We start from the raw sequence: 21,066 nt of genomic DNA, 5'->3' as shown, positions 1-21,066 counted from the left end.
TCACCATTTACTAAACAGTACTATTTAATAAAATAATACTTTTCTTGATAGTTCCTATATTTTTCATCTCAATAATTAATTCAATCCCCTTGGGTAAAAATGTCGTATCGCTCCACTCATTTAACCATCTATCTCTATAATAGACCTTAATACGGAATGCCGTAACACCGTCAAGAATTTTTAATACTTTAGGCTCTTTAGTATTTAAGCTATATATTAATTTTTCTAAGTAGCCATTTCGTAGACGATATCCTAATACTTTAGATTGTGAGTAATATATCAAGTCCGTGTTAATACCTATATCACATAACAATAAAATACCAAAATCATCACTATTCAAAAAAAAACGTCCAATTCTGATGCCATTACTAATGATTTCAGCGTCAGTGGGTTGAGAGTATATAATGGCATGTGAGACATCCTGTTCAAACATGTCAATTATCCTTTGTAACCTATTAACTTGTTTTGCCTTTATATTAACGGTACGACTTCCTTTACTGACAACTGTTATGGCCTGATAAACCGTCAAACTCAGCAAAGTGCATATAATTATAGTCAGTAAAACCTCCACTAATGTTGAACCTTGGATATTTTTTTTATTCATTAATAGTACGATATCCTTCGAGAATGAAGTCAGGGTTCTCACTATTTTCTTGACTGCGAACCTCAATAATAATAAGACTAATATTTTCCATTTTTATTTCTTTTGACTGCCAATACCATAAGTTATTGATAATAAAGTAACTTCCATTTTTCCAATTTTCACTTTGAGTTTTTTTTGTTAATTTAATATCTACTAAAATATTATCAGCTACCCAAGAAGCTACCATTTTATTCTCTAGTCTTTTTACCTGTATTAATTGTTCACTAGTCACAATCATAAGGCCAATGCCCACGATAGAAAAAATAGCCATCGCGAGTAGAGATTCCAATAATGTAAAACCAGTGGAATATTGCAAATAATCACCTGTTTACTGTCTATGGTCCTCAGTTTTATCAATCTTTATCTTTTTTAGTTTCAATAAGTGACGAAGACCAACTGCCTATGTCATCGTCAGTCCCTATCTTTCTATCTGATCCTGAAGAAAATATATCAATTTCTTCATACCGACCAGGATTATTCATCAAATATGGATTACCCCATGGATCATTCGGTAGACGTCTAATATAGCCATTTTTAGGATAAATACGCGGTATCGGTAATTCTATTGGTTTGATCACTAATGAACTAATACCTTGATCCTCCGTTGGATAATGACCATTATCTAACTTGTACATATCCAAAGCATTTCCTATGGCTGCAATATCACTTAACGCTTTTTGCTGATCAGCTCTACTTTTACTGCTCATTACGCTTGGAATAGTCAGACTAGCAAGTAACCCTAACATTATAATAATCACCATCATTTCTAATAATGTAAATCCCTTACATTCAACATTCTTCATATATATCCTTAATTGAAAATCAAAAGAGCAAGTTATTCATTTCAAGTATAGGTTGGAATATTGCTAACACAATGAAAAATATAAAAGTAGCCATAAAAATCATTATTATTGGCTCCAATAATATTACAAGTACATTTATCTCTTCAATTATCTCTTGCTCCTGCACATCTATTATTTTTCTTAAAACAGCATCCAATGTCCCGCTACGTTCTCCCGATGCAATCATATGAATAGTCATCGGAGAGAAAATATGAGTATTTGATAAAGATAATGAGAGGCTACTGCCTTCACTGACTAATATTGTAGCATCATCTAGTCTCTGTTTAATATAAAAATTCGTAACTACACTAGTGCTAATATCCATCGATCTGATTAAGTTAACTCCGTTAGAATTTAGAATTCCCATCATTCTTAAATATCGAGAAACATTTACTTTAAATATTAAACCACCAAGTATCGGTAATTTCAAATAACAAATTTCAAAAAAAACATTTATCTTCTTTATTTTGGATGCATTATAGATACCAAATAAGAAAACAACTAAAACAATAATAATAGATAAAATATTGCCCTCAAGCCAATGACTCGTTACTATGAGGACTCTAGTCGACAACGGTAATACTCTGTCATAGGAGACAAACTGCTCAATTATATTAGGGATTATCAGTGTCAATAGTATAACAGTAACTCCTATAGATATTAAAATTAAAATTGTTGGATATAGTAGTGTTTGAATTAATTTACTTTTTAACTTTCGCACTTGCTCAATATGGTTAGCGAGACTAGTTAATACAAGCCCCAAATGACCCGATAACTCTCCTGCGGCAATCATAGATAGGTAAAGAGAATTAAAAATGGCTGGAAACTGCGAGAGCGAATCAGAAAAGGAATGTCCCTCAAGTATTTTTTTTCTTATTTTATGAATTATACTATCAACTTTACTATTTGTACTTTGATTTTCAATTAAGGCCAAAGATTCATCTAACGGGATTGCCGCATTGATTAAAATGGACATTTGCCTAGTGATTAAAACAAGTTCTTTATTACTCATTGTATTTGGGAATATCATCCATTCTGAAAACCTACTGATTCGTTTTATTTTTACATTTAATAAATATAGTTTTTTTTGATAAATAATTTGTCTTGCGATTAATACATTACTAGCCTCAACACTCCCTTTTATTTTAATTCCTTTATTATTTATCGCGACATATTTATAAACAGGCATGTTTATCCTCTAAACTTATCCTCATAACTTCTTCGATTGTTGTGAAGCCTGAGACAACTTTATCAATTCCATCTTGCTCTATGCTTAGAGTATGTTTTTTTGCCAACTGACTTAAATCAAGTTCGCTTCTTCCTCTATAAATAGCTTCACGAAAATTGTCATCAATAACCAATAGTTCGTGTAAAGCCATTCTTCCTCTATAACCTACTGCATTGCACTTATCACAGCCTACTGCGCTAAATCCGTATCCATCTACAGATGTTTGATCATGATTAATTAACTCTTGTAATATTTCTTGTGGGTACTCATATTGTTTTCGACATTCAGCGCATAACTTACGGACCAGTCGCTGAGATAATACAGCTAATAATGAACTTGATAACATAAAGGGTTCAATCCCCATATCTTTTAGTCGGGTTACGGCACCAATAGCGCTGTTGGAGTGCAATGTTGATAATACTAAGTGCCCAGTTAAAGAAGCTTGTACTGCTATTTGCGCAGTTTCGACATCTCTTATTTCACCTATAAGAATAACATCAGGATCTTGACGCAAGATTGCCCTTAAGCTACGAGAGAAAGTCATATTAATTTTCGGGTTAACCTGCGTCTGGGAAATACCATCGATATCAAACTCAATAGGATCTTCGACTGTCATGATATTCCTTTCAAGGGCATTTATTCCCATTAAAGCAGCATAAAGTGTGGTACTTTTACCTACCCCTGTAGGGCCGACAATTAATATAATACCATGAGGTTTGAGAACCAATTTTTTCATGAGATGACAGTTTTTTTGCGACATCCCTAAAGACTCTAAATCTAACTTGAGGCTATGTTTATCTAATAATCGCATGACGACGCGTTCACCATGATTTACGGGTAATATTGAGACTCGAACATCCAAAGATTTTCCGGCTAAACTTAGCGCTATACGTCCATCCTGCGGAATGCGTTTTTCTGCAATATCTAATTTTGCCATGATTTTAATCCGTGACACCAATAATAACGCAACTCGTCGAGGTAGCTCTAATATATTTTTTAATAAACCATCAATACGAAATCTTACCGTGATTTTTTCACTGAAAGACTCGATATGAATATCTGATGCTAGTTCTTTAATTGCCTCTGCCAAAATTGTATTAATTAGTTTTATTACCGGAGCTTCATTATTACTATCGAGTAAATCTTCACTCACTGGTAGATCACCATTAAATGAGTAAGTGGCTATTTCATCACTTATAGTATTCATTATGTCATGCGACTGTATTGAGCTATTCTGATACACTGCCGCAAGATTGTTATCAAACTCCTCGTCAGTAACGAAATTAAGTGCAATAGGTTGATTCCCAACTCTGTTTCCTTCAAGTATTGCTTCAAGGGAGGCGGAATTACGGCAGATGAGTTGATATCCCTTATCTACGGGAGATAAAATCACGCCATTATCTCTTGCCCAGTTAAAAGTGAGTGGTAACATTGCTGATGTGTTTTTGATCATGGCTTCATCTCGACCATTTCATAGAAATTTATTATGTCATTCTTGAGTCTATTAAAAACATCATAGCTAATTCTATCCGCTACCATCTCAATTGATCTATCCATATTAGTATCAATAGAACGTAATTTATTATATTCAGCATATTTATCTACTGTAACCTGGCTATAGTCACTTGTTTCCCTGAGTATTGTTGGCCTAATAAAGAGAATTAAGTTACTTTTTTCAATTTTTACTTTGCTCTGCCTGAACAGGCCACCGATAAAAGGGATATCACCTAAAAAAGGAACTTTATTGATAACTTTATTGATTTTTTTATCTAATAATCCTCCCACTACCACGGTCTCGCCACTTTTGACTAATACAGCATTATTAACAACTCTCTTATTAAAAACCGAACCTAAGTTATTCGCATTGACGTCAGAACTATCAGCAACGCTTGATACCTCTTGCCGAATTTCCAATAAAACTGAATCACCTTTATTTATCTGTGGCTTGACTTTTAACATCACCCCCACAGGTTGTCGTGAAATCGAGTTATAGACCTTGTCTGTCGCTGTGGTTTGCGTTGAGATAAGGACTGGGACCTCTTGACCTACATTGAACTCGGCCTCCATATTGTCCAGAGTGACAATACTCGGAGTTGCAAGAATATTATTATTTGAATTAGTTGCCAGGGCGGTGAAAAGACCATCCCAGTTCCCTTTATAAAAGCCCGCTGTTAACCCTGCAATCATCATTGGTATAGGATTTTCACCGCTATTATCTGTTTTTATGCTGTTTGGCTTTTGAAAAAAATTGGTTCCACCATAAAATTTATTAGCCCATTGGATGCCAAGATTTAGACCTTCTCCATTTTGAGTCTCAACTATAATGGCTTCTACCAGAACCTGTGCCCGCCTAACATCCAATTTTTCAATAACTTGATCTAATTCTTTCATTACTTTCGGATCGGCAGTAATGACTAAAGCATTGGTTTGATCATAGGCTTTAATTGAAACATTCCTAATACTACTCTTCCCTGTCATTTTTTTATTTTTATCACCCTGGCCCCCTTGACTGACACCGTTCAACACATCCAATAACTTAGATGCCTGCGTATATTTCATGTAGACAACTTTAGTATTGCCATAGCTATCATGTTGATGATCAAGCTTCTTTATCATTTGAATAGCATTTTTCCTGATGTGACGATCGCCGCTGATTATCACTGAATTCGTCCTGTCATCCGCAATCACGCCCCCAACATTGAATGATTCTTGTTTGGTCGTAGTATTGACTGGATTAATAATCTGATTAACCAATTTAACAATATCGGCGGCAACAGCATGATTTAGTTTATAGAGTTCAAGCTCTGTCTCTCCTGGTTGATCTAATGCACTGATAATAGTGTATAAATGGTTGACTATCGCTGCACGTCCTGTAATTAATATTACATTTGAAGGATCATAATGAACGATGCTCCCAGATTCTGAATTATCATTTAATTGACGTAGTAGTGGAGATAAGCTTTTAGCTGATAAATGTTTAAGTTTAATCACGCGATTAATGAGTTCATCACCCTGTGGGTTTTCCGCATTCTTTTGCAGTGGAATAAAGGAACTTTTTGCACGTTTTGCGGGAATGACTTTTAAAATATTGTTGGGCATTTCGACTACTGTATAGCCATAAACATCAAGCACATTCAAAAAAAATTGATAGTATTTCTCCTCATCTAAATGTTCATAGCTACGAACACTGATAAATCCTTGTACTTTTGGGTCTATAATTATGGTTTTATTGATGTTTTTACTTACAGTATTAATAAATTCCTTTATATCCGCATCTCTAAAAGATGCAGTGAAAATTTCACCATGCCCGACCATAGGAAATATAGAAACCAAAATTACTATTTTAAATAAATAATTATGAATAGTTTTAAGTATGAAGAAAATCTTAATTAAATTATAAAGTTTATTTAACTTATTGCGGCGCATAAAATCTCCATTACATTGGCAACGCAGAGTATATAATTATAATATCATCAAGGAGTAATATGATTTGTTTTCATTAATTATGATTTTATTATTTAATATTTTAACAATAGTAATACTCGTATCGCCTTCTATTTCATTACCCATGAGATATAAATTTTGCTTTCCGTTAAGCTCTATAATAGCAATTGATTTTTCTTCATTTGTATGCACTAACACACCGACTAGTTTTAAAGCTCCTATGTAAAGTGGATAATTTTCTACCTTATCACTCTCTCTGATTTCATTTTTTGATTTATCATCACTGTTTCTTTTTTGAAAAAAATCATATTTTTTTATTTCAGCTACCATTTTAGCTTTTTTGTTCAACTCATTGGTTCCAATAATTTCGCCTTCATAGAGTACTGGAACAGTTCGTTTATCCTTGGCGACTATCCGATTAAAACCAACATTAATCTGATAAAAAATGCATAATATAATGATTACTTCTAATATGTATATTTTGTTATTAGTTAATATCTTATAGGGTGTCATGACTATCTGATTAAAAAGTAACAACACCCTTACCTCTCAAATAACGTAAATTAAACATAAAAACAGAATAAGTGACTCTCTATTATTAATAGCCAGTAAATCTATCTGTCATCTGATTTGATACCATTGCACTGAGTATCCCCGAGTCTAATCTCAGCCCATATCTATTAATGGTTTTAACAATACCATCGGGAATACCTGCATTTTTCAAATGCACTCTAAATTTATGTATCAATTGATGATAATTATTATCAGAAATGCTTTTATGGTTTTCATACCAAACCACTTTAATAATATCTTGTTTCCTATTAACATCATTAAACAAACACATTACCAATCTCTTTTGTTTTTCATTAATATCAATAGTCAATTTCTTAGAGTGGAAGTGTATTTTGTTCATACAGCAATCCAGTGATATCTCTTTTTCATAATCAATCACTCCTTTACCATTAATATCAATGAATTTACTGCCAGAAACAACAGAGACTGTATCAACATACATAAATAACCCCTACAAATATATTCACTCAGTTAATAGAAATAAATCACACTATAGATGTGATAAGAGAACTAGTGATTAGTATTGCGTTTACTTAATGAATAAAACCAATTAAATTATATTTTTTAATTATATTTAATATAGTAAATGTTTTTTAATGTAAAAACTTCCCATCTAGCCTGGATATAAAACCAGTAAAATGTCATAAAATAATAAAATCAATCAATATATTATCATTTATAATTAAATAACTCGAATCAATAGATTAGGTATTTCTATTTTAATGCCTAATCTTTGTTTTATTCACTTCGAAAACCACAGGTAATCACAGAATTAACATACAATGATAATCAAAAAACTCAAGGAATAAATATTATTTAATAATATCAAATCAAGTTATTTACTATTAATACATAACAATAAAATTACAAGCCATGTTTACTTCTATCTATAAAAATCATTTATTATTTATGTGAAAAAGCAGTGAGTCAGGATATTTTCATTATTCTATGAAGATTACAGCCTTATCGCGCAAATTTTTATTTCATCATATAACCACAAAATTTAAGTACTACCAAGAGGGTTATGTCAACAAAAAAAATATAGGGTTGATAAATTAATGTTAACACGGTTATTTACTGTCCATATTCCCCTTGAAATATCTCAAGGGGAATTGAAAAAGCGCGTCATTACATAAAGAAATCGACTTTCCCGCCATTCAGATTATACATACTACCAACTATTTTGATTTTCCCTTCTTTCTCTAACTTATTAATTAGTTCGCTATTTTTTCGAATTTCTTCAATCGTGTGTTTCACATTATTTTTTGCAACAGCATCGACATACTTTTCATTCTTGCTGCTTTTCTCACCATCAAATTGGGTTGCCTCAATGGCAGGCTTAATTTTATTGAGTAGGCCAGTCAGATTGCCTAATTCAACATTATCGATAGCCCCTTTGACTGCCCCGCAAGCTGTATGTCCCATGACCAAAATGACTTTTGCACCCGCAGCAGCACAAGCAAATTCCAGGCTACCTAATAAATCGTCATTAGAAATGTTGCCAGCAATTCTGGCATTGAATGTTTCACCAATCCCCGTATCGAAAATAATTTCCGCTGGCGCTCGGGAGTCAATGCAACTCAAGATAACGGCTGCTGGGAATTGCCCATCTGCACTACTGCGCTTTTGTGCTAGATAATCGTGTTGCTGCATTTTTCCGGAAACGAATCTTGTATTGCCTTGCTTCAAACCTTCAACGATCTGCTCGGGCGTTAATTTATCCCGCTCTTCTCGTGTCAGTGAGGCAGCATATGATACCTGAGGCAGCCCTAGCCCAATTCCACCAATAACACTTGCCGCGGTGATGCCTAAAGCTGCTTTTAGCACTTTCCTTCGGCTACTTGGATGACTATCTTCCGAACAACAACCCGTTATCTTACTCATACTATCTCCTTGAAACTATTGTTGTCATTTTCGTTACTGCATAATTAATGAGCAGCATATTAAATGTAGTACATCCATCTTGCTTTACACGGCAGCCAAAATGTAGATCGTGAAATATCAGCCTTTTCTCGATTGTCTAATAATTTGCGTTATAAACCACTATTAAGCTCTCGATGATGGTCCCTCATCCACTGCGCCAGGGAGTCCAGTGTTGGCTTTAGTGTTTTCCCCAAAGAAGTAATCTCATATTCAACCCGCGGTGGTACTTCGGCATAGATTTTGCGATGAACCAGCCCACGTAGTTCGAAAGCACGTAACTGGCGAGTTAGCTCTTTTTGTGTAATTGGGGCAATAGCCCGTTGTAGCTCGCCAAATCGAATAGGCGCGGCAGTCACTATCAAACGATAGAGAATAGGTATTGCCCACTTTCCAGCAATAAGTTCAACAAATTGCACCATTGGGCACTTCTCTTGCTCGATGGCACTACCAGGTATCGATTTATTTTTAGGTGTCAGGGGCTGATATGCAGTCATTACATTCCTATTGCATCATTAGTATCAAATTGGTACCTACTATACTTTAGATACTTTTGTATTAAAAATGGTCTTCCACTGCTATCAAATGAAAGGCTCACCATGAATCGTTTAAAAGATAAGTATGCGCTGATTACCGGGGGGACTAGCGGTATTGGATTAGAAACTGTGCGCCAGTTCCTGGCTGAGGGAGCGACTGTCGCCATCACCGGCCGCAGTGAAACAGCATTGCAGGCAGTACATGCCGAACTTGGAGAGCGTGTTTTACTGTTAAAAAGTGATGCCAGCAACATCACTGACCAATCGCAACTGGCCGCTGAACTAGCTAGAAACTGGCCACGTCTGGATATCGTTTATATCAATGCTGGTGATGTGACTCATAATCCAATAGAAGAATGGGATGAATATAGCTTTGAACGAGTGCTCTCAACCAACCTGAAGGGCCCTTTCTTCCTGTTGCAATCTTTGCTTCCACTTCTGGCCAATCCTGCCTCTGTCATTCTCTGCGGTTCGGCAAGTGTTCATATTGGTTTATCACAAAGCAGTGTTTATGCCGCCAGCAAAGCAGGATTACTGTCGCTTGCTCGAACCCTGTCTGGAGAATGGGCTGAAAGAGGCATTCGAGTTAATGGATTAAGCCCCGGGCCAACGCAGACTCCTGCATTACAAAAACTGGGGTTATCGGGCAGTGAAGAAGAGAAACTGACTGAACAAATTCGCCAATTGGTGCCAATTAAAAGAATGGGAACACCGGCTGAAATTGCTCACGCGGCGGTATTTCTGGCTTCAGATGAATCCAGTTTTGTCGTCGGTACTGAGTTCCGAGTCGATGGCGGAGTCAGCAGCCTTTAGCAGGGAATTAGTCACTTACTGAACATATTGTCTTCAAAATAAATTAGGTGCAGATTGAAATATATTTTTAGATAGCACACTAAAGTGAGACGAAATGATGAAGGCTGCAATCGTCAAGACATTGGGAGAGGCCCCGGTTTTAGGGCAATTTGCTGACCCCCTCCCCTTACCCGGTGAAACAGTGGTAAATGTTATCGCCGCGGGTATTAAACAACTTGATCGCGCCATAGTGAGAGGAACACATTATTCAAGTCCGAAAACGCTCCCTATTGTGCCTGGTACCGACGGCATTGGATCTCTATCGGATGGTTCGCGAGTATATTTTGCTTCATTCCGTCATCCTTTTGGCGCGATGGCGGAAAAAGCGGCAGCCTCTTGGTATGTACCGGTACCGCCAAAGGTTAATGACGCCACTGCAGCGGCATTGATTAATCCGGGATTAGCTGCGTGGTTGCCTCTTGTCTGGCGGGCTAAAATCCAACCGGGTGAAACAGTGCTGATTCTTGGTGCCACCGGCACTTCCGGCAAACTGGCTATTGCCGCGGCGCGTCATCTTGGTGCGGGTCGAATTATTGCGGCGGGTAGGCGTCAGGAGGTATTGGCAACACTGGGTGCCGATGTCACGGTTGACCTGACCTTACAAGAAGCGGATCTGGCGGAAGCATTTGCTCAAGCCGCAGGGCCGACCGGTTACCATGTGATTGTGGATTATATCTGGGGGCCTGCGACTGAGGCGCTTTTCACCGCACTGACCCGCCACGATTTAACATCTCACACCGATGATTCAGAGCGAGGCATCCGCCTGGTAAATGTTGGCTCAATGGCTTCTCCGACGTTACAGCTTCCTTCCGCCGTCTTACGCAGTGCCAATCTGCATATACTGGGCAGTGGTACCGGGAATTTCCCGCCGATCCCTGAGTTGAAGCAAATTGTGACGGATATCTTCAGCCTCGCGGCACAACAAAAAATCAGCATTGATACCCAACTTCATAAGCTGGATGAGGTGGAGGATGTTTGGGATCTGAACAAAAACAGTGATATCCGCTCTGTTCTGTCCATCAGATAAAGTCGGCATCGGGTTGGGCTATGAACACCAACCCGTATTAGCCGTATTAAGATGTTTTAACAAAACGATCAAGTTGCCGACGCAATTGGATGTTTTCTTTTTTTAGCTGCTCAATACGTTCAAGCAGCGTCAAGGTCATAGCCACACCAGACCAGTCCAAATCCAACTCATGTCGCAAGCGCCGAGCGCGTTGAAGGCTGTTCAATGCATCCGCATCAAAAACCCAAATCGTGGCCTCGGGTTCTAATGGCATAATCATACCTAGCCCTACAACCTCGACTAATTCATCTTGCATGATCCCCGTTGACTGACATAACTCAGTCACAGTGTAGGTTATCTCTATTTCAGCCATAATCTGTTACTCCCATCCAGTCCGAGGATTAAATGCTGCCTGCTCAGACAGTTGTTGCCAAAGCGCCCGCGTTTTCTCATCAGGTTTCGGTGGCATAACCACTTTAAGGATGGCGTACAGATCGCCCGTTCCTTTTTTGCTGACCAGACCTTTGCCTTTAATGCGCAAACGCTGCCCACTTTGGCTACCCGCCGGGATGGTTAAGGCAATTTTCCCCGTCAATGTCGGTACCTCGACACTGGCCCCCAATGCCGCTTCCCACGGAGCTAACGGCACCACTATTTGTAAATTCTGACCATCAATATCAAACAACGGGTGCGGTGCAATGCGAATGTTCAGGAATAAGTCACCATTGGCTCCGCCTGCAATGCCCGGTGCCCCCTGGCCTTTAAGGCGAATACGTTCGCCATCACCTACACCGGCAGGGATTTTTACTTTCAATGTCTTCGAGGTTTCAGCGCCAGGGAAGCCCGAGGTATCAATGGTTGGGATCTTGTAAGAGATAGAACGTATTTGTTCAGTTAAGGTTTCTTCTAAAAAGATGGGTAATTCCATCTCAAGATCCTGTCCACGCACCCCATGAGATGCCCGATGAGATGAGTGTTGAGCTGAAGAAGCGCGGTTGCCAAAGAAGGATTCGAAAAAGTCCGAGAAGTCATGAGCGCCACCATCAGTATTACTGTGCCACTGTTGACCACCAGTATTGTATTGATCAAACTGATGTTGGCCAAACTCTGGGTCATTACGGTGCAATCTTAATTGATCATATTCAGCTCGCCGCTCGGTATCTTTTAGTACTTCATAAGCCTCAGCAACTTCTTTAAATTTACTTTCAGCATCATCTTCTGAACTGACATCCGGGTGGTACTTACGTGCCAGCCTGCGATAGGCTGTCTTAATCTCTTTTAGGGAAGCCGTGGGCTCGACACCCATTACGGCATAATAGTCTTTGAATTCCATGCGGTAATATCCTTAAATTCATTACTTGATTAGGTATATCCCCATTAGACTTAGATAAAACCTATTTATGTCTATTTTCAATTTTTTCAACCCCATCAAGTGGGTAACCCTAACAGTAAACTATAGCGCTAACTGTCTAGTTGTGGGCTATCAGTGTCTATTGGTAGCGACATATTCATCCTATAAGCATTACAAATCATATAACTGATCTGAGCACTTATTCTCCGCAGGTAAGATTCTTTTCTGATTAATTTGCTTTACCGAAGAACGAAGCACTAATTTGCCTTGCAGGAGGGTATTACTGATAGGCGCATCTGGTCGCAATAAACGCCGTTGCAATAACTGGATAGCTTCCGCTCCCAGTTCGTCACGCGGAACATGTACTGCAGTGAGAGGAACATCATGAATTTCGGCCAAATTAAAACCGTCCATGCTCATGACTGAAACTCTCCCCGGTACGTTTATATTCAATTTATTCAGTGCATTAACGGCGCCCACCGCCATATAATCGCCCCCTGCCAAAATAGCCGAAGGCAGTTGAGTGTTATCTTCACAACCCGCAATAAATGCGGCGATCGCCTGTTCGGCCTCAGCCGCACCGAAACCGTGAGTGGTCACCAGATGTTGGTTATCATCAAAATGCATATTATTGTTAGTGAAAGCCTCTTTAATCCCCACCAACCGCAGTTCCATCGTGTTACGACGTAAACATTGTAATGTCAGAATACGCCGATGCCCTTGCTGTATCAGATAGTTGGCAGAAAACTCGCCAATCGATTGATGGTCAGGAGAAACACTGTCTAATGACATTTCCTGATCGCGGCAATTAATCAAGACCGACGGTTTATGCACTCCCGCCGCTAATGCATGGATACGCGGGTCATCGATGCCAATAATGATGGCCGCTTCCGTCTGAGGATTAGTCATTTTCTCCAGAAATAGGGAGATATCGCTGTGCGTTTCAGACAATCCGCAGTAGCGAATCATCACCTCATGTTGACTGACGGCTTCAGTTATTCCCTGAATGACTTTGTAGTAAAAGATATCAGTACGCACATCAAAAGCCCGGTGTGGTGCAAATACCATAATGTTATTGAGCATTAACCGCCCGCTGGATAAATTCTGCAAAATTCCCTGTGACTGCGCATAGGCCATAACTCGCTGTTTTGCCTTAGCGCTGGTGTTCGCTTTACCGGCTAATACTCTGGATACTGTGCTAATTGAAAGGCCAGTCTGATTAGCTATTTCTTGTATTTTTAGCTTTCCATTCATTTTGTGATCTCTCTCAAATTAGCAAATGAAAAAATTTTCATAGCCGGTAAATAGCTTATTCAGTGCATTACAAAATATAAATGCTGAAATATTACTCAGTTTATGAAAGTTTTTTCAAAAAAATGCGTATTCAAGCCAATTTAAGCTAGTTACTTTGTTTTTACCAAAACAATCAAGTTTTGGTAAACCAATTTTAAAAACTTATCAGTCCGGTTATTTTTGATTAAATATAAAAATACTAATAATATCAAGTGATTGTATTTTATTAGCCAAATTTAGTGTGAGTCATGTCACATTAAAACTCAGCATAATCTTAATAACTAAAAATAGATCTTACCAAAACAATAAGTTGGTCAGGTTAATTTGCCACTGACCAACACCAGGAGGCTGGGATGAGTGTTGAGATTAATCAGTCCGCGAAAGTTGTCGGGCGACGGAAAATAAAATCATTGCGCTGGTGGATGCTGGCGTTATTTCTGCTTGGGGTCACTGTTAACTATATTACCCGTAACTCGCTGGGCATTTTGGCCCCTGAGTTAAAAACCAGTCTGAATATGACCACTGAGCAATATTCATGGATAGTGGCCTCATTCCAGTTGGCTTACACCGTGTTTCAGCCGCTCTGTGGGTGGTTAATTGATGTTATCGGTTTAAAAATGGGGTTCCTGATTTGCGCCAGTGTTTGGGCTGTGGTGTGCATGATGCATGCCGGAGCGGGCACATGGTTCCAATTAGCCGTGTTGCGCTTCTTCATGGGCAGTGCAGAAGCGGCAGCCACACCGGCCAACGCCAAAGCGATTTCTGACTGGTTCCCGAAAAAGGAACGCCCTATTGCCGCGGGCTGGGCTGGTGTGGGCTTTTCAATTGGCGCGATGTTAGCACCACCAATTATCGTGCTGGCCCATGTGGCACTAGGCTGGCAAGGCGCATTTCTCTTCTCCGGCGCCTTAGCCATGGTTTGGGTACTGTTGTGGTGGCGTTTTTACCATTCACCGGATACCCACCCCAATCTGAGTAAAGAAGAGTTTGAACTGATTCATCAGGATAATGAGCCAGTATTGCCACGGCTGCCATTCCTTAAATCGCTAGCTATCCTTAGCAAAAACAAGAAATTCTACGGCATTGCTATCCCCGCATTTCTGGCGGAACCCGCCTGGGCCGTGTTTAGCTTTTGGGTTCCGCTGTATTTGGCGACCGAGCGCGGTATGGACTTAAAACAAATCGCTATGTTTGCCTGGTTGCCTTTCCTCGCCGCGGATATCGGGAGTGTTGCCAGCGGCTATTTAACCAAACTCTATCAAAAATGGTTCGGTTGCAGCCGCATTAACTCGGTGGTGGCCAGCTCAGTCACCGGTGCCTTCATGATGGTTTCACTGGCCTTTGTGGCTATCACTAAAGACCCGTATCTGGCAATTGCATTGATCTCCATTGGCGGCTTTGGCCATCAGGTTATCTCCTGCATGCTCAGTGCATTAGTGGTTGAATCTTTTGATAAAAACCAAGTAGCGACTGTCAACGGGTTACGAGGATCTTCAGCCTGGATAGCCAGTTTCCTGTTTACTTTATTGATTGGTGCTGTGTCCGACACCATCGGTTTTAATCCACTATTTATCGCCATGGGCTTCTTCGATTTGATTGGTGCCGTGTTCCTGGTGTCCCTGTTTGCTGAGCGCCGCAATAAAAATCAACCGGCTGCCTGATGTATTCCTTTAAGAGATGAGCTGTTATGAAAACATTAAAAAACTGGCTGTTAATCAATGAATACCCCGACCATCTGGAACTACTGGTTGATGACCGTCATATATTTTGTCTGTATGTGTTAGAACCAAACCTCTGCCGGGTGCTGATTAAACGCAATGGCGAACTGGCGCTGAATCGCACCTGGAGCATAGCACCAGAGGGTGACGTTCCGTGGTCTGGGCGTGATCGCCTGAGTTTGGCGGGGTTTTCTGTGCCGGGTTACCAGTTGGAGCACCATAAAGAGAAGTTAATAGTGAGCACTGACTGCTTACGAGTCACCATTCATCAACCGTTGTATTTGGAATGGGAATATAAAAATCAGCATGGTGAATGGCAGCCACTGGCGGCAGACAGGCCAACCAGCGCTTATCTTCTCAGTCCGCAAGGAGAAGCCATTGCTCACTATCAGCGCCGCTATCCCAATGAGCAGTATTATGGACTGGGTGAGAAAGCGGGCGATCTTAACCGCGCGGGTCGCCGCTTTGAAATGCGCAATCTAGATGCTATGGGCTATAACGCTGCCAGCACTGATCCGCTCTATAAACACATTCCTTTCACGATAACCCGTCGTGATGATGTTAGTTTTGGCCTTTTTTATGACAATCTCAGCAGTTGCTGGTTGGACTTAGGTAACGAGATTGATAACTACCATCTTGCCTATCGGCGTTATCAGGCTGAAGCTGGCGACCTTGATTACTATATGTTCCTCGGCCCGAAAGTGCTGGATGTGACAAAAGCCTTTGTGCGCCTGACCGGTAAAACGCAATTTGGCCCTAAATGGAGCCTCGGCTACAGCGGCTCCACCATGCACTACACCGATGCACCTGATGCTCAGGTGCAGTTACAAAAGTTCATTACTTTGTGTCAACAGCATGATATTCCATGTGACTCATTCCAGCTTTCGTCCGGCTATACCTCCATCAACAATAAGCGCTATGTGTTTAACTGGAATGACGAAAAAGTGCCGCAACCAAAGGTAATGAGCCAGGCATTCCTGCAAGCCGGTATCAAGTTAGCAGCGAATATCAAACCCTGTTTATTGCAAGATCACCCAATGTATCAAGAAGTTGCCGAACGCGGACTCTTTATTCGCGATGGTGAAAGTGGGCTACCCGAGCGCTCGTCATTTTGGGATGACGAAGGCTCTCACCTTGATTTTACTAACCCAGAAACCGTAGATTGGTGGCAGACAAATGTCACTAAGCAACTGTTAGAACTGGGAATTGGTTCAACCTGGAATGACAATAACGAATACGAAGTGTGGGATGGTGAAGCGCAATGTAATGGATTTGGTGAAGCTATTGCCATCAAACACATCAGACCGGTAATGCCTTTGCTGATGATGCGCGCCTCAATGGAGGCTCAACAGGCATTTGCGCCAGAAATGCGCCCATATCTGATATCACGCTCTGGCTGCGCCGGAATGCAGCGCTACGCCCAAACCTGGAGTGGCGATAACCGCACCAGTTGGCAAACCCTGCGCTATAACATCCGCATGGGGCTGGGCATGAGTCTGTCCGGACTCTATAACCTCGGTCACGATGTAGGCGGTTTTTCGGGCGATAAACCAGAAGCGGAATTATTTATTCGCTGGGTACAAAACGGCGTAATGCACCCACGGTTTACCATTCACTCATGGAATGACGATAACACCGTCAATGAGCCGTGGATGTATCCCGCTGCCACACCAATGATTCGCGATGCAATGGCATTGCGCTATCGATTATTACCTTATTTTTACACGTTGCAATGGCAAGCGACTCATGATGATGAGCCGATGTTACGCCCAACTTTCCTCGATCATGAGCACGATAATGGCACATTTAAGGAAAATGACGATTTCATGTTGGGGCGTGATTTACTGGTCGCCAGTGTGGTGGAACCGGGCCAGCGCCAACGTCAGGTCTATTTGCCAGATAATCATGTCGGTTGGTATTGTTTCCATACCGGCCAATGGTATAGCGGCGGGCAAACCGTTGTTTTAGATGCGCCACTCGAGCGCCTGCCTCTTCTGGTACGCGCCGGTGCCGCACTGCCACTGTCTCGACGTATTGCTTTCGTGAATGCAGAGCAAGATACCCAACGCGAACTGGCTCTTTATCCCACCAAAGGAGGCGGCCAATCCAGCGGGATGCTGTTCGAAGATGATGGTGAGAGCCATCGTTGGCAGCAAGGGGCAGCATTGTGGTTGAGCTGGCAAGTGACGACCGACAATCACCGCATTGATATCACTTTTGAACGTGCGGGAAGCTATCAACCCGCCTGGCATGAATTGACCATTAACTTACCAGAACATGAGCATCGTGAGTTATACATCAATGGTGTTGCCAGCCGTCAGTTACAGTTAAGTCAGCTCAGCTAGTATATTGATTAGTAGTGAAATATACCGGCGGGTTCTATTACAGAGCCCGCTTATTTTTTATATCAATCACTAATCGATTAGCGCAAAAGTTTTAATGCACCAGTCAATGAACGCACCCACTTCTCCGGCCCAACCAATCCCAAACCATCCAATTGCTCATCAGCTAGCTGAACGTAATGGAAATGCTGCTTCGTAGTCTTGAAAACTGTGCATCGAGCGCGCAAATGCAGGGAAAGGCACAATCGCCCGCTCATGAGTGGCCGCTAAAGCTTTCAGCAATACTTCTTTCATCTGCGCAGCATTCGCCTGCAAAATAGGTACTGGCAATTTTGAGCTAACATCAATTTCTTGCCCTGCCGAATCGGACAATGCCGTCCCTGCCAATTGCGGAAATTTAGCCGCCAAGCCAATCCCCACCGCACTGGTGGTATTGGCAATCAAGCCAACCGGAAGTTCGGGATTAACGATAATTGCGATACGTATTCGATCTGCCACAGCCATGCCCTTTTGCCAATAATGATGTGTACAAGATCATATCTCTCCCGCGTGGGTAAGTGCTTTCTTTTATCAGCTTCATTCAGCTAATATTGGTAAAATATACCCAAACAAAATAATAATCAGGTAAAAAATGCCATCATCATGGATAACATCGGCAGATATAAAGATTCTCAAGCAATTACAACATTCTGGCCGGATGACCAACCAAGAGTTAGCCGATAAAGTGGGGATGGCGACTTCTCCGTGTTGGCGACGGGTGAAGCAACTTGAAGAAAGCGGCATTATTACCGGCTATCAGGCCAATATTGATCGCCGAAAAATAGGTTTGGGGATTTTGGCCTTTATTCGGGTGAAAATTGACAGCCACAGTGAAGAAGAAGCGAGGTTGTTTGAAATGCAGGTTGGGGCGCTGAAACCAGTGATTGCTTGTTATGCCGTCGCAGGGGATGCCGACTTCCTGCTACAAGTGGTTGCCGAAGACCTCGACAGTTTCTCCACTTTTGCGATGTCGGTTATCCGCCGACTTTCGGGGATTAAAGAGATGCAAACAACATTCGTCCTGCGCGAAGTAAAACCACTGGATCATTTACCGCTGGAATAAGTCACACGGAAAGGCATCAATCGATGCCTTTTATTTATTTGGCTACTTTCTATGCAGCCAGCACCCTGTTACGCCCTGACGCTTTGGCACGATAGAGCGCCTCATCCATGCGTTTAAACAAACTATCAGTATCTTCTCCCACCTGATGTTGCGCGACGCCGATGCTGACTGTGAGTTGTGGCAAGTTAGGTTGGCAGATCATCTGGATAGTTTCTCTAATAGATTCAGCCAATTGCAATGCCCCTTCCAGATTAGTGGAGGGCAGAAGAATGGTAAATTCCTCGCCGCCCCAGCGGAACACGATATCGCACTCGCGGATGATAGACTCCAGTGTTCTTGCCAGGAAAATCAAAACCTCGTCGCCCTTATGATGCCCAAGTTGGTCGTTAATATTTTTAAAATGATCGACGTCCAATAAAATTAAACTGAAATTTTGACCGTAACGCTGGCTCTGAGCATGTGCATGTTCGACTAAAGGAAAGAACTGACGCCGATTGCCTAACTCTGTCAGTGGATCTTTCAAAGCTGCATGTTCTAATGCCTGTTCAAGCCGTTTCTGTTCCGTAATGTCATGAATAATACAAAGCATCAATCTTATGCCATCTAACTCAACTGGCCCAGCATAGGTTTGGACATGACGGGTATTTCCATCCGCTAATTTATGCATAAAGTTAAGTGGCTTATGCCCGCCCGGTAATTTGGCGACCTCATTCATGACAGGCAGCACATCCTTTCCCATACTATTAATTTCCCAGGTGTGTTTCCTACACATTTCATCCCGTGAATAGCCATAAAAACGGGTTGCCGCCTGATTAGCATCGACAATTAACCCCTCTTTCGACGGATCAATCAGTAGCATTGGAGCTGTATTGGTACTAAAAAATTGCTCGTAAAAACTCTGTTCGCTGCGGGAATAAGCTTTTGCCATTAGCTTGGGGCTGGTCGGTTGGGTTACCACACTTTCTGATATATAAAGCCCTTCAAAAATAATAACCGCGCCATAGGGTTCTAGCTGAGTTAAGGAGAGACGGCAACTCAGAGGAAAAGCACTTTCTTCTGTCTGGATAGTCCAAATTTCAATAACGGGATCATTAACAGCCAGAGCAGGGAGATAGGCATTCAAATGCTGCTGTGCATGTGCTGAAAAGCGCCCACTACGCATGCGCGTCAACTGGATGTCACCGGCAATTTTTCGGGCTTCCTTGTTAGCAAACAATATTTCCTGAGTTTTGGGTAATACCACCCAAATCGGGGTACTTAAGATATTTAATGCATCTAAGTCAGTTGCAACCATAGGAATACCGAAAGATATTTGGCATGAAAACAGAATACAGCTAATTCATATTTTTAGAACAATAGTTTTTCTGCAACCAGCCTAGCCATCCAGAAGCGAAGTACCATAAGAGTTGTCAATCGAGCACATCCAACTACCATCGTTTTCATGACGAAATACATAAGTCGCACGACGCGTTGTGGTCACAGTGCCTCCCTGCTTATCAGGAAAATGCAGCACCGTCTCCATAATAACCAAAGCATCCCCAGCACCTTCGATAACTTGCATCTCCCCCTGCTCAACCACGAGTTGATTTTTAAAGTGGTCAGAGATAGCGATAAATGCTTTTCGGATATTATCCTTACCTCTGACAATCATCCCTGGCTTGATGACCAGCGCAGCATCTGGCGCATAATGCTTCATCAACTCATCAAAATTCCGCTCAGATATTGCTTTGTCACATGCTGTGATAACTTGACGTATTGGATGCGCACTCATTGAAATAAACTCCATAAATTTGGGAATGGATATGGCATAAAATATTTTTTCGATGAATCTTAACTGTATCATCATAAAAGATATGTCATGCAGGTAACGTGGTAACTACAGCATTCCTAAGTGGAGTACTTACTCATATTAAAAGTAAAATAAAAAACTGAGATTTCACTGCCAGCTAAATTACCCCGTAAATAAAAATAACAATGGCCGTCGAGCAAAATTTCTTAACGGCTGCGCAGGTTAAGGTAATACCGCCCGCTTAGGTCTTGGTTCTTATATCAATAGTTATAGTGGTACATCTGCAGCTATAGGCGTTAAACCTAACGTCAAGTTTAATCATTGTTTACGGGACACATTTACAGTGCTCATATCCCAAACATCAGCCATCGCTAATCTTTGTTTCTCTCGTATGTCAGGAGCGGCAAGAACGAATAAGGAACGACTT

At 41.0% G+C, this 21,066-nt stretch carries 20 protein-coding genes and 1 pseudogene; 5 read left to right on the top strand and 16 right to left on the bottom strand.

Features of this window, described 5'->3' with window-relative positions; all coding sequences use genetic code 11:
• Positions 1-10: 10 nt before the first annotated feature.
• The 10 genes from gspJ to ACF3VQ_RS04140 form a co-directional block, all read right to left on the bottom strand.
• Positions 11-604 carry a type II secretion system minor pseudopilin GspJ gene (gene gspJ / locus ACF3VQ_RS04185; RefSeq protein WP_392433524.1) on the bottom strand — a complete coding sequence of 198 codons (594 nt, stop codon included), beginning with the start codon at positions 602-604 and terminating at the stop codon, positions 11-13.
• Positions 597-932, bottom strand: a complete 336-nt coding sequence (gene gspI, locus ACF3VQ_RS04180; RefSeq protein ID WP_392435440.1) for a type II secretion system minor pseudopilin GspI — start codon at positions 930-932, stop codon at positions 597-599. Before gspI ends, gspJ begins: the two co-directional genes overlap by 8 nt.
• Positions 933-996: 64 nt before the next feature.
• Positions 997-1,446 carry a type II secretion system major pseudopilin GspG gene (gspG, locus tag ACF3VQ_RS04175; RefSeq protein ID WP_392433523.1) on the bottom strand — a complete coding sequence of 150 codons (450 nt, stop codon included), beginning with the start codon at positions 1,444-1,446 and terminating at the stop codon, positions 997-999.
• 19 nt (positions 1,447-1,465) lie between these two features.
• Positions 1,466-2,674 carry a type II secretion system F family protein gene (locus ACF3VQ_RS04170; RefSeq protein ID WP_392433522.1) on the bottom strand — a complete coding sequence of 403 codons (1,209 nt, stop codon included), beginning with the start codon at positions 2,672-2,674 and terminating at the stop codon, positions 1,466-1,468.
• Complete coding sequence (gene gspE, locus ACF3VQ_RS04165) at positions 2,661-4,166, bottom strand: type II secretion system ATPase GspE (RefSeq protein ID WP_392433521.1); 1,506 nt, start codon at positions 4,164-4,166, stop codon at positions 2,661-2,663. The genes ACF3VQ_RS04170 and gspE overlap by 14 nt, the downstream gene beginning before the upstream one ends.
• The gene (gspD, locus tag ACF3VQ_RS04160; protein ID WP_392433520.1) at positions 4,163-6,139 is read right to left on the bottom strand and encodes a type II secretion system secretin GspD; all 1,977 of its coding nucleotides are present in this window, start codon (positions 6,137-6,139) and stop codon (positions 4,163-4,165) included. Before gspD ends, gspE begins: the two co-directional genes overlap by 4 nt.
• Positions 6,140-6,175: 36 nt before the next feature.
• Positions 6,176-6,670, bottom strand: a complete 495-nt coding sequence (locus ACF3VQ_RS04155) for a type II secretion system protein N (protein ID WP_392433519.1) — start codon at positions 6,668-6,670, stop codon at positions 6,176-6,178.
• Positions 6,671-6,755: 85 nt separating this feature from the next.
• Positions 6,756-7,172, bottom strand: a complete 417-nt coding sequence (locus ACF3VQ_RS04150) for a hypothetical protein (protein WP_005165122.1) — start codon at positions 7,170-7,172, stop codon at positions 6,756-6,758.
• 686 nt (positions 7,173-7,858) lie between these two features.
• Complete coding sequence (locus ACF3VQ_RS04145; protein ID WP_392433518.1) at positions 7,859-8,614, bottom strand: carbonic anhydrase; 756 nt, start codon at positions 8,612-8,614, stop codon at positions 7,859-7,861.
• Between the two features lie 149 nt (positions 8,615-8,763).
• A complete protein-coding gene (locus ACF3VQ_RS04140) occupies positions 8,764-9,147 on the bottom strand; it encodes a winged helix-turn-helix transcriptional regulator (protein WP_392433517.1) in 384 nt (127 codons plus the stop codon).
• 102 nt (positions 9,148-9,249) lie between these two features.
• Here ACF3VQ_RS04140 and ACF3VQ_RS04135 point away from each other — a divergent pair, with 102 nt between their 5' ends.
• The gene (locus ACF3VQ_RS04135; RefSeq protein WP_392433516.1) at positions 9,250-9,999 is read left to right on the top strand and encodes an SDR family oxidoreductase; all 750 of its coding nucleotides are present in this window, start codon (positions 9,250-9,252) and stop codon (positions 9,997-9,999) included.
• A 97-nt stretch (positions 10,000-10,096) separates the two neighbouring features.
• On the top strand, positions 10,097-11,065 hold the full coding sequence (locus ACF3VQ_RS04130; RefSeq protein ID WP_392435439.1) for a zinc-binding alcohol dehydrogenase family protein: 969 nt from the start codon (positions 10,097-10,099) through the stop codon (positions 11,063-11,065).
• A gap of 46 nt (positions 11,066-11,111) precedes the next feature.
• Here the strand turns inward: ACF3VQ_RS04130 and cbpM are convergent, their stop codons facing one another.
• The 3 genes from cbpM to ACF3VQ_RS04115 form a co-directional block, all read right to left on the bottom strand.
• The gene (gene cbpM, locus ACF3VQ_RS04125; RefSeq protein WP_392433515.1) at positions 11,112-11,417 is read right to left on the bottom strand and encodes a chaperone modulator CbpM; all 306 of its coding nucleotides are present in this window, start codon (positions 11,415-11,417) and stop codon (positions 11,112-11,114) included.
• A gap of 6 nt (positions 11,418-11,423) precedes the next feature.
• Positions 11,424-12,377: a curved DNA-binding protein gene (cbpA, locus tag ACF3VQ_RS04120; protein ID WP_392433514.1), complete on the bottom strand. Its 954-nt coding sequence runs from the start codon at positions 12,375-12,377 to the stop codon at positions 11,424-11,426.
• Between the two features lie 189 nt (positions 12,378-12,566).
• Positions 12,567-13,649 carry a LacI family DNA-binding transcriptional regulator gene (locus tag ACF3VQ_RS04115; protein ID WP_392433513.1) on the bottom strand — a complete coding sequence of 361 codons (1,083 nt, stop codon included), beginning with the start codon at positions 13,647-13,649 and terminating at the stop codon, positions 12,567-12,569.
• 392 nt (positions 13,650-14,041) lie between these two features.
• On the opposite strand from ACF3VQ_RS04115, the gene ACF3VQ_RS04110 reads away from it, so the two are divergent.
• Together ACF3VQ_RS04110 and ACF3VQ_RS04105 are read left to right on the top strand one after the other, a co-directional pair.
• Entirely contained in the window at positions 14,042-15,349 is a 1,308-nt protein-coding gene (locus ACF3VQ_RS04110; protein WP_013649350.1) for an MFS transporter, read from the top strand.
• Between the two features lie 26 nt (positions 15,350-15,375).
• A complete protein-coding gene (locus ACF3VQ_RS04105) occupies positions 15,376-17,751 on the top strand; it encodes a TIM-barrel domain-containing protein (RefSeq protein ID WP_392433512.1) in 2,376 nt (791 codons plus the stop codon).
• 77 nt (positions 17,752-17,828) lie between these two features.
• On the opposite strand, the pseudogene ACF3VQ_RS04100 reads toward ACF3VQ_RS04105, so the two are convergent.
• Positions 17,829-18,252 (bottom strand): annotated as a pseudogene (locus ACF3VQ_RS04100) (DUF2000 family protein).
• Positions 18,253-18,379: 127 nt separating this feature from the next.
• Here ACF3VQ_RS04100 and ACF3VQ_RS04095 point away from each other — a divergent pair.
• Entirely contained in the window at positions 18,380-18,850 is a 471-nt protein-coding gene (locus tag ACF3VQ_RS04095; RefSeq protein ID WP_392433511.1) for an Lrp/AsnC family transcriptional regulator, read from the top strand.
• 49 nt (positions 18,851-18,899) lie between these two features.
• Here the strand turns inward: ACF3VQ_RS04095 and ACF3VQ_RS04090 are convergent, their stop codons facing one another.
• Positions 18,900-20,144, bottom strand: coding sequence for a diguanylate cyclase (locus ACF3VQ_RS04090; RefSeq protein WP_392433510.1), 1,245 nt, complete (start codon positions 20,142-20,144; stop codon positions 18,900-18,902).
• Between the two features lie 81 nt (positions 20,145-20,225).
• Positions 20,226-20,621 (bottom strand): YybH family protein, encoded by a 396-nt coding sequence (locus tag ACF3VQ_RS04085; RefSeq protein WP_392433509.1) that lies wholly within the window; start codon positions 20,619-20,621, stop codon positions 20,226-20,228.
• Positions 20,622-21,066 lie beyond the last annotated feature (445 nt).

It is taken from the genome of Yersinia fenwicki, assembly GCF_043099325.1.
Taxonomy (GTDB): Bacteria; Pseudomonadota; Gammaproteobacteria; order Enterobacterales; family Enterobacteriaceae; genus Yersinia.
Note: the sequence above shows the minus strand (reverse complement) of the source record. Positions and strands in the feature narration are given on the sequence as shown.

Bases quoted from the DNA above. Each gene is read 5' to 3' on its own strand.
- gspJ (WP_392433524.1), bottom strand. From the start codon at position 604: ATGAATAAAAAAAATATCCAAGGTTCAACATTAGTGGAGGTTTTACTG.
- gspG (WP_392433523.1), bottom strand. From the start codon at position 1,446: ATGAAGAATGTTGAATGTAAGGGATTTACATTATTAGAAATGATGGTG.
- ACF3VQ_RS04170 (WP_392433522.1), bottom strand. From the start codon at position 2,674: ATGCCTGTTTATAAATATGTCGCGATAAATAATAAAGGAATTAAAATA.
- gspE (WP_392433521.1), bottom strand. From the start codon at position 4,166: ATGATCAAAAACACATCAGCAATGTTACCACTCACTTTTAACTGGGCA.
- gspD (WP_392433520.1), bottom strand. From the start codon at position 6,139: ATGCGCCGCAATAAGTTAAATAAACTTTATAATTTAATTAAGATTTTC.
- ACF3VQ_RS04155 (WP_392433519.1), bottom strand. From the start codon at position 6,670: ATGACACCCTATAAGATATTAACTAATAACAAAATATACATATTAGAA.
- ACF3VQ_RS04150 (WP_005165122.1), bottom strand. From the start codon at position 7,172: ATGTATGTTGATACAGTCTCTGTTGTTTCTGGCAGTAAATTCATTGAT.
- ACF3VQ_RS04145 (WP_392433518.1), bottom strand. From the start codon at position 8,614: ATGAGTAAGATAACGGGTTGTTGTTCGGAAGATAGTCATCCAAGTAGC.
- ACF3VQ_RS04140 (WP_392433517.1), bottom strand. From the start codon at position 9,147: ATGACTGCATATCAGCCCCTGACACCTAAAAATAAATCGATACCTGGT.
- ACF3VQ_RS04135 (WP_392433516.1), top strand. From the start codon at position 9,250: ATGAATCGTTTAAAAGATAAGTATGCGCTGATTACCGGGGGGACTAGC.
- ACF3VQ_RS04130 (WP_392435439.1), top strand. From the start codon at position 10,097: ATGAAGGCTGCAATCGTCAAGACATTGGGAGAGGCCCCGGTTTTAGGG.
- cbpM (WP_392433515.1), bottom strand. From the start codon at position 11,417: ATGGCTGAAATAGAGATAACCTACACTGTGACTGAGTTATGTCAGTCA.
- cbpA (WP_392433514.1), bottom strand. From the start codon at position 12,377: ATGGAATTCAAAGACTATTATGCCGTAATGGGTGTCGAGCCCACGGCT.
- ACF3VQ_RS04115 (WP_392433513.1), bottom strand. From the start codon at position 13,649: ATGAATGGAAAGCTAAAAATACAAGAAATAGCTAATCAGACTGGCCTT.
- ACF3VQ_RS04110 (WP_013649350.1), top strand. From the start codon at position 14,042: ATGAGTGTTGAGATTAATCAGTCCGCGAAAGTTGTCGGGCGACGGAAA.
- ACF3VQ_RS04105 (WP_392433512.1), top strand. From the start codon at position 15,376: ATGAAAACATTAAAAAACTGGCTGTTAATCAATGAATACCCCGACCAT.
- ACF3VQ_RS04095 (WP_392433511.1), top strand. From the start codon at position 18,380: ATGCCATCATCATGGATAACATCGGCAGATATAAAGATTCTCAAGCAA.
- ACF3VQ_RS04090 (WP_392433510.1), bottom strand. From the start codon at position 20,144: ATGGTTGCAACTGACTTAGATGCATTAAATATCTTAAGTACCCCGATT.
- ACF3VQ_RS04085 (WP_392433509.1), bottom strand. From the start codon at position 20,621: ATGAGTGCGCATCCAATACGTCAAGTTATCACAGCATGTGACAAAGCA.